Source organism: Luteibacter sp. (assembly GCF_036500425.1).
In the GTDB taxonomy this organism is placed as follows: Bacteria; Pseudomonadota; Gammaproteobacteria; order Xanthomonadales; family Rhodanobacteraceae; genus Luteibacter.
Window position 1 is genome coordinate 97939 of sequence record NZ_DASYCB010000028.1, and the last position, 7453, is coordinate 105391.

Genomic DNA, 7453 nt, shown 5'->3' on the forward strand with positions numbered 1-7453 from the left:
TGGCCGACCCGGGCCTCAGCGCAGGGCCTGCTCCCGCAAGCGGTGGATCTCATCGCGCACCTTGCCCGCTTCCTCGAACTCCAGGTTCTGGGCGTGTTTGTACATGCGCGCCTCCAGCTTCTTGATCATCGTGCCCGCCTGCTCGGGGCTCAGCGCGCTGTAGTTCTCGGCCGGCTCGGCCGTCTTCTTCGCATCCTTGCCCTTCTTGCCTTTGCCTCGTGCGCCCAGGTCGGATCGCGCGCCCTCCATGATGTCGGCGATGCGCCGCACCACGGTCGTGGGGGTAATCCCGTTCGCCGCGTTGTATTCCATCTGCTTCTCACGGCGACGTGCCGTTTCGTTCATGGCCTCCTTCATCGAACGGGTGATCTCGTCCGCATACAGGATGGCCTTGCCGCGCACATTACGCGCCGCGCGCCCGATGGTCTGGATCAACGAACGGTTAGAACGCAGGAAGCCCTCCTTGTCCGCATCCAGGATAGCCACCAGCGACACCTCGGGCATATCCAGGCCCTCGCGCAGCAGGTTGATGCCCACCAGCACATCGAATTCGCCGAGGCGCAGGTCACGAATGATTTCCGTGCGCTCGACCGTTTCGATATCGGAGTGTAGATAACGCACTTTTACGTCGTGCTCAGACAGGTAATCGGTGAGGTTCTCCGACATGCGCTTGGTCAGCGTCGTCACCAGTACACGATCACCCATCGCGACGCGCTTGCGGATTTCGCCAAGCAGATCGTCGACCTGCGTACGCACCGGACGTACTTCGACTTCCGGATCCACCAGACCAGTCGGACGGACGACAAGTTCGACAATATTGTCGTCCGAATGCTCCAGTTCGTACTTCGCCGGCGTGGCCGATACATAAATGGCACGCGGCGCGCGGCGCTCCCATTCCTCGAAGCGCAGTGGACGATTATCCATGGCCGACGGCAGGCGGAAGCCGAACTCCACCAGGGTCTCCTTGCGCGAACGATCGCCCTTATACATCGCACCGAGCTGAGGCACGGTCACATGGGATTCGTCGACCACCATCAGCGCATCCGGCGGAAGATAATCAAACAGGGTCGGCGGCGGCTCACCGGGACCGCGGCGGGTCATGTGCCGCGAGTAGTTCTCGATACCCTGACAGAAGCCCACCTCGGCCATCATCTCCAGATCGAAGCGCGTACGCTGCTCAAGGCGCTGCGCTTCCACGAGCTTATTGTCCTTGTACAGCTGCTCCAGCCGCTCCGAGAGCTCAACCTTGATCGTCTCCATCGCGTTCAAAACGCTCTGTCGCGTGGTGGCGTAATGGGTCTTCGGGTACACCGTGTAGCGCGGCACCTTGCGCAGCACCTCGCCCGTTAGAGGGTCGAATATCGACAGGTTCTCTACATCGCCATCAAACAGCTCGATGCGCAGCGCCTCCGCTTCCGACTCAGCCGGAAACACATCGATGACCTCGCCGCGTACACGGTACGAGCCACGGCGGAGTTCCATCTCGTTGCGGGTGTACTGCAATTCGGTGAGCTGACGAATAAGGGCGCGCTGGTCGACATGATCTCCGCGCGACAGGATCAGGCGGAGGCTCATGTAGTCCTCCGGATCACCCAGGCCGTAAATCGCCGAAACCGTAGCGACGATCAGCGCATCCTTTCGGGACAGGAGAGCCTTGGTCGCGGCCAGGCGCATCTGCTCAATGTGGTCGTTGATACTCGAATCCTTCTCGATGAAGGTATCCGAGGCGACCACATACGCTTCGGGCTGGTAGTAATCGTAGTAACTGACGAAGTACTCCACCGCGTTGTTCGGGAAGAACTCCTTGAACTCACCATAGAGCTGCGCCGCGAGTGTCTTGTTAGGCGCCAGCACGATGGTCGGCTTCTGGATCTTCTCGATCACGTTGGCGATCGTGAAGGTCTTGCCGGAGCCGGTCACGCCAAGCAACGTCTGCGAGGCCAGGCCTGCATCGAAGCCCTCGGTCAGGCGGCGGATGGCCTCAGGTTGATCACCGGAGGGCTGGAACGGCGAGACGAGCTGGAAAAGATCAGTCATAGCCCAGAATATGCAGGCGAAAGCGTTCAGTTTAAAGGCGCTGCGCCTACATGGCGTGACGTTGCCGGCCGACAGATGAGGGGGCGTGTGAGGAACATCCTCGGCGAGTCGCCCCCTGGACCTTGTCATGCCCCGTCGCTGCCGCTTCTCTCGCGCATTCACCCTCATCGAGCTATGCGTCGTCGTGGCCATCCTGGCGGTTGCGGCGGCCGTGGCCCTGCCGGCACTTGGCAACATTCTGGCGCAGGCCCAGCTACGCGACGCCGCCGAGACACTCGCCGATGACCTCGCCACCGCCCGGCGCGCGGCGATCGCCCGGGGCGGCCACGTCGCCGCTTGCCCGAGCCGCGATGGCCGGCGCTGTACTCCGGGCGGGCGCTGGCACCAGGGCTGGATCATTGTCGACGGATCCATCGTCGTCTCAGCGCACGATGCCCTACCCGGCCGGCTCGCCACTCGCTCCTCCCAGGCCCGGCCCCACATCACCTTCGATGAGGCCGGACGGGCACCGGGCGGCAACGATACGGTGACGCTATGCGTCCGCCACCGGCCCGCTACGGCGGTCTCCGTGGTGATTTCCAGCGCCGGGCGCATCCACGCGGAACCGCCGGATCGGCCGAGTGCGGCGGCCTGTGCGAGCTCGCGTGAAGACCATCGTTAAGAATGCTTGACAGTCCCCGGCAAGATCCACAAAATACGTGGCTCCCCGCCCGAATAGCTCAGCCGGTTAGAGCACTTGACTGTTAATCAGGGGGTCGTTGGTTCGAGTCCAACTTCGGGCGCCAGATTTAGAAAGGGCTTGCAGCGATGCAAGCCCTTTTCTTTTGCCTGATTTTAAGTTTTTGCCCCTGGCATCCGCAGGGCGCCTTCCCGCTAGTTCTCAATCTGCTTGATGTCGCTGACACGCCCGTTGATGATTTCGACCTGCACGGACTTAGTCTGCTGGAAGTATTCGAGTCGATACCCGCGTAGTCCGCCCCGCGAGGTTTCGATAGGCGTCTCGCGATCCGGCTTGCCGGCGATCTGACGCAGGCGACCTTCGCTGTCACCCGTACTGACAACCTGCGAGTTGACGCGCCAGGTTTCAGACGCGATGGCAGGAATGGCGAGGGCGGCCAGCAGCAGCCCGACGATGACTCGCTTCATGCGGAATCTCCTTGTCTACGTGTTGCCGAGACTACCGCTGTCGCCCGATCAGCCACAAGTTGCAAGAGATATCACCCCCGAGGTGCATTCAGCCACCGGACACTGACGCATTGCACATGACACAGCGGGCGGCGCCATTGAAGATAGAGCCTGGTACTGCCCCGGAGCGACCATGCATCGACGCCGTCTAGCCCTGATCGCCGCAGCCATGTGTGCCACGGCCTTCATGAGCCCTCCTTCAGCAGCACATCCGCCTAGCGACAATCCATTGCACACGCCCATGGATAAGGCTGTCGATGCGGCGGCCACCGCTTACTTTTCGGATTCCTGCCATACAGGTCTCTCAATATCCGCCGTCGCAGCGGAAGGCGCGCGCATATACAACTACGGCGTCGCCGACCGCAAACGTTCGATCTTGCCTACCGCGGACAGTGTCTACGAAATCGCCTCCGTTACTAAAAGCTTCACCGCTTCGCTCGCCGCCATGGCGGTGCACGAAGGCAAGATGACCCTTGAAGGCGACTTCCGTCGCTACCTGAGCAGCACCTACCCGAACCTCGCCGCCGACGACCACCCCGTCACACTGGCCACACTGCTGACCCACCGATCGGGAATGCCCCGCGACATCCCTGATTCCGATGCGATCTTCGCTGCGAAGAATCCTCGTACGCTTCCCGCGCAACTATTGGCATTGAACCGCGGCCGCGATGAAAGCGACTTCCTCCGCGACCTTCATCACACCGCCCTGCAAGGCCAGCCTGGGAAAGAGGAGCGCTATTCGAACGCAGGATTCCTGCTCATCGGCGCCGGCCTCGAGCACGTCTACCGGGTGCCCTACGCGTCACTTCTGCAAGAGCGCATCCTTACGCCACTGGGCATGACATCAACGACACTGACCCTGTCGCCAAAACTTACATCCCGGCAGGTGATCGGCTACGACCAGTTCGGCGAGCCGGCGCCGCAGCACCCCGCAAATGCAGGCGCCGCCTGGGGCCTCTGGTCAACACCGAACGACCTGGCGCGTTTCGTGCGCTGGCAGCTTGACGAAACCAACCCGGTCATCGCGCTTTCGCATAAACCACTCGCGCATGGCGACGACGAGGACATCGCCATGGCCTGGCATGTCGAATCGCTGAATGGTCTTAAGGTCATTTCTCACGGTGGCGGCAGCTTCGGCGCCTCCAGCCAGATCGTCCTGTTTCCGCAGCGAGACCAGGGTTTCGCGCTTCTGGCGAATGACACTTGCAAGGGAACCGAAGGCGCACTCAAAACCTTTGCTCTGACGGTTGAGCGAGGCCTCTAGCCGTGGCACGCCCGGCCTGAAGAGACCGGTGCTAGGGCTTAGAAACGTTCGGATTCCCCGCGATATACCAACGCCACAGCAGGTCGGTTCCCTCGCGAATACCAATACGTGCCGACCCCGGCACGTTCTCCGGCGGTGGCGTGCCGTCGTCGAGAACCGTATAGCCATCGCGCGCACGCACCAGGTCGATGCCGTTCTTCTCGCCGGTGATGCCCATCGCCTGCGTCAGTCGCGCGGGGCCGCTGCAAAGCTCCTTGTCACGACGGATCTTCGGCCGCGCGGCGCGCATCAGTTCGAGGCCGGCGATCGGTTCCAGCGCGCGCATCAGCACACCATTACCTTCGCCCTCATCACCGCACACGGTATTCGCGCACCAGTGCATGCCGTAGGTGAAGTACACATACATATGCCCGGCCGGACCGAACATCACTTCGTTCCGCTTGGTCTTGCCACGGAAGGTGTGGGCAGCAGGATCAATCGCACCCACGTAGGCCTCAACTTCGACAATGCGCCCTGCCCGGCCATCGGCACTGGCGAGCACTTTGTTCAGCAATTGCGGCCCGACCTCGCGGGCATCGCGCTGGAAGAAGGATCGCGGAAGGATCTCGCCCGGCCAGGGCTTGCGGCGCGCTGGCATCAGGTTTCCGGCGCCTCCCCGTCGGTATCCGGCTCGGGGCCTGGACGTTCGACGGGTTCGTGGTCGAACGGCGGCGGCGATGTACCGGGGGGCGGAAGGTCAGTATCGGGCACGGGGCGGTGGGGTCGGGGCATGGGAGTCTCCTCGCGCCGCCGCGAAGGCGCCGCGCATCCCACCATGCTACCCAAGGATGCGCGGCAGCGTGAGTGCGGCGTTAGAAGACGCCCAGCAGCCAGCAGACCAGGATGATCGCGAGGATGACGCCGATACCGCCGCTAGGGCCATAACCCCAGGAACGCGAATACCCCCACGTCGGCAAGCCGCCGACCAGGGCGAGGATAAGCACGATAAGCAGGATGGTGACGAGCATGGGCGTCTCCCGTGGTGATGTGAGACGCATCGTCGCCCGCCACCCCGTCTAGGGCCCGTGACGCCCACAGGGGGCGCCATTGTCACGTTCAGCCAATGGCAGGGCGGCGCTGGGCCGCCCTGCCCGGTGGATCAGGTACGGACTACGTAGCACGGCTCGTAGGCGGTACCGCCCGGGAGCTTCATGCGGTGCTGCTCGACGAACGCCTTCAGCAGATCGTCCAGCGCACGCATGATCTCCGGCTCGCCGTCGATCACGAATGGGCCGTGCTCGGCGATGGCGCGAACGCCCTCCGGCTTGACGTTGCCGGCGACGATGCCCGAGAAGGCGCGACGCAGATCCGCCGCCAACTCATGGCGCGGGCGATCCCTGTGCAACGCGAGCCCCGACATGGCGTCGTGGGTCGGCGGGAACGGCTGCTGGAACGGCAGCGGGATATCCAGCGCCCAGTTGAAGAAGAACGCATCCTTGTTGTCCAGGCGGTGGTTACGCACCTTGTCGATGCCCGAGACCATCGCGTGGGCCACGGCCGCCGGATCATCGATGATGATCTTGTAATGCTCGGCCACGGAATCGCCCAGGCACAGGCGCAGGAAGCGGTCGATCTGCTCGAAGTACGGCGCCGAGTTACGCGGGCCGGTGAAGATGAGCGGGAACGGGATGCCCTTATTCTTCGGCAGCAACAAGATGCCGAGCATGTACAGGATTTCTTCCGCCGTACCGACGCCGCCCGGGAACACGATGATGCCGTGGCCGAGACGGACAAACGCCTCGAGGCGCTTCTCGATGTCCGGCATGATCACCAGGTTGTTGACGATCGGGTTGGGCGACTCGGCGGCGATGATGCCCGGCTCGGTCACGCCGATGTAGCGGTTACCCTTGCGACGCTGCTTGGCGTGCGCGATGGTCGCGCCCTTCATCGGACCCTTCATCGCGCCCGGGCCGCAGCCCGTGCAGATGTCCATGGCGCGCAGGCCGAGCTGGTAGCCAACCCGCTTGGTGTATTCGTACTCGTCGCGCGAAATCGAATGACCGCCCCAGCACACGACCAGGTTCGGATCGATCTGCGGACGCAGGATGCGCGAATTGCGGAGGATTTCGAATACGGCATGCGTGATGCCCACGCTGTCGTCCAGATCGAACGCGCCGGCGGCCAGCTGCGTCGACACATAGACGATGTCGCGGACGACGGCGACCAGCAGTTCGTTGATGCCGCGGATGATGCGGCCGTCGACGAAAGCCTGCTCCGGCGCATTCTTCAGCTCGATCTTGATGCCGCGATCTTCCTGCAGCACCTGGATGTCGAAGTCAGGATAGTTTCCGAACATGGTGTCCGGATCGTCCGAAAGGTTGCCCGACGTCAGTACCGCCAGCGCGCAGCCGCGCAGCAGCTGGTGCAACCCGGACCCGCTGGCATCGCGCAGGCGCGCGACCTCATTGCGGGAAAGGATATCGAGGCCGCCGGCCGGCGAAACGCGGGCGCTGACCGTCTTGCCGGATACCGGCTCCCCGAACTGAATGGCATTCATGGTGTGACTCGTCCTTCTGACCGCGAATTAGCGGCGAACCCCGCTCCGGATCGGGAGCGGACCGCCTAGGATCACGCGTGGCGGGCGCGGGGGTCAAGGGTGGGGCGGCAGCGGCCCGAAATCGGCGCAAAAAGGTTCGTCGCGGAATTCCGGGAACGCCGCTGCGGGGGCGGACGTGGCGGCGCAGAGCCTTCGGTGCCCTGAGGTTCGCGTGGCCGAGCCAAAGCGCGCGGCAGCATCGTCGGCAGGCACGCCGGCACAGGCGCGACGGACGTGATCGGCAACTGCATACCAGCAACCGCTTCCGCATCGCCCTGGTGTTCCGGGACGGCCACGCCAACGGCTCTCTTTCCACTCAACCGAATCGTCGTGAGAGACCTTGGTGTCCACCCTCGAGGCGAGTTCCGCACAAGTGGAGCGGCCGTAGGCCA

Annotated in this window: 8 protein-coding genes and 1 tRNA gene; 3 read left to right on the forward strand and 6 right to left on the reverse strand. The window is 63.4% G+C overall.

Annotation, left to right across the window (positions count from 1 at the left end):
* Positions 1-15 precede the first annotated feature (15 nt).
* Positions 16-2037, reverse strand: coding sequence for an excinuclease ABC subunit UvrB (gene uvrB / locus VGN46_RS07185; protein ID WP_331642168.1), 2022 nt, complete (start codon positions 2035-2037; stop codon positions 16-18).
* Between the two features lie 127 nt (positions 2038-2164).
* Here uvrB and VGN46_RS07190 point away from each other — a divergent pair, with 127 nt between their 5' ends.
* Positions 2165-2698, forward strand: a complete 534-nt coding sequence (locus VGN46_RS07190) for a GspH/FimT family pseudopilin (protein WP_331642170.1) — start codon at positions 2165-2167, stop codon at positions 2696-2698.
* 47 nt (positions 2699-2745) lie between these two features.
* Positions 2746-2822, forward strand: a tRNA-Asn gene (locus tag VGN46_RS07195).
* Between the two features lie 88 nt (positions 2823-2910).
* Here the strand turns inward: VGN46_RS07195 and VGN46_RS07200 are convergent.
* Positions 2911-3183, reverse strand: coding sequence for a DUF2845 domain-containing protein (locus VGN46_RS07200; protein ID WP_331642172.1), 273 nt, complete (start codon positions 3181-3183; stop codon positions 2911-2913).
* Between the two features lie 172 nt (positions 3184-3355).
* On the opposite strand from VGN46_RS07200, the gene VGN46_RS07205 reads away from it, so the two are divergent.
* Positions 3356-4486, forward strand: a complete 1131-nt coding sequence (locus tag VGN46_RS07205) for a serine hydrolase domain-containing protein (protein ID WP_331642174.1) — start codon at positions 3356-3358, stop codon at positions 4484-4486.
* 31 nt (positions 4487-4517) lie between these two features.
* On the opposite strand, the gene VGN46_RS07210 is transcribed toward VGN46_RS07205, so the two are convergent.
* The 4 genes from VGN46_RS07210 to ppnN all read right to left on the reverse strand — a co-directional run bounded on the left by VGN46_RS07210 (position 4518) and on the right by ppnN (position 7022).
* Positions 4518-5123, reverse strand: coding sequence for a DNA-3-methyladenine glycosylase (locus VGN46_RS07210; protein ID WP_331642176.1), 606 nt, complete (start codon positions 5121-5123; stop codon positions 4518-4520).
* The gene (locus VGN46_RS07215) at positions 5123-5257 is read right to left on the reverse strand and encodes a hypothetical protein (RefSeq protein WP_331642178.1); all 135 of its coding nucleotides are present in this window, start codon (positions 5255-5257) and stop codon (positions 5123-5125) included. The genes VGN46_RS07210 and VGN46_RS07215 overlap by 1 nt, the downstream gene beginning before the upstream one ends.
* Positions 5258-5337: 80 nt before the next feature.
* Positions 5338-5493, reverse strand: coding sequence for a DUF3309 family protein (locus VGN46_RS07220; RefSeq protein ID WP_331642180.1), 156 nt, complete (start codon positions 5491-5493; stop codon positions 5338-5340).
* Positions 5494-5624: 131 nt separating this feature from the next.
* Positions 5625-7022 (reverse strand): nucleotide 5'-monophosphate nucleosidase PpnN, encoded by a 1398-nt coding sequence (gene ppnN / locus VGN46_RS07225; RefSeq protein ID WP_331642182.1) that lies wholly within the window; start codon positions 7020-7022, stop codon positions 5625-5627.
* Between the last annotated feature and the right edge of the window lie 431 nt (positions 7023-7453).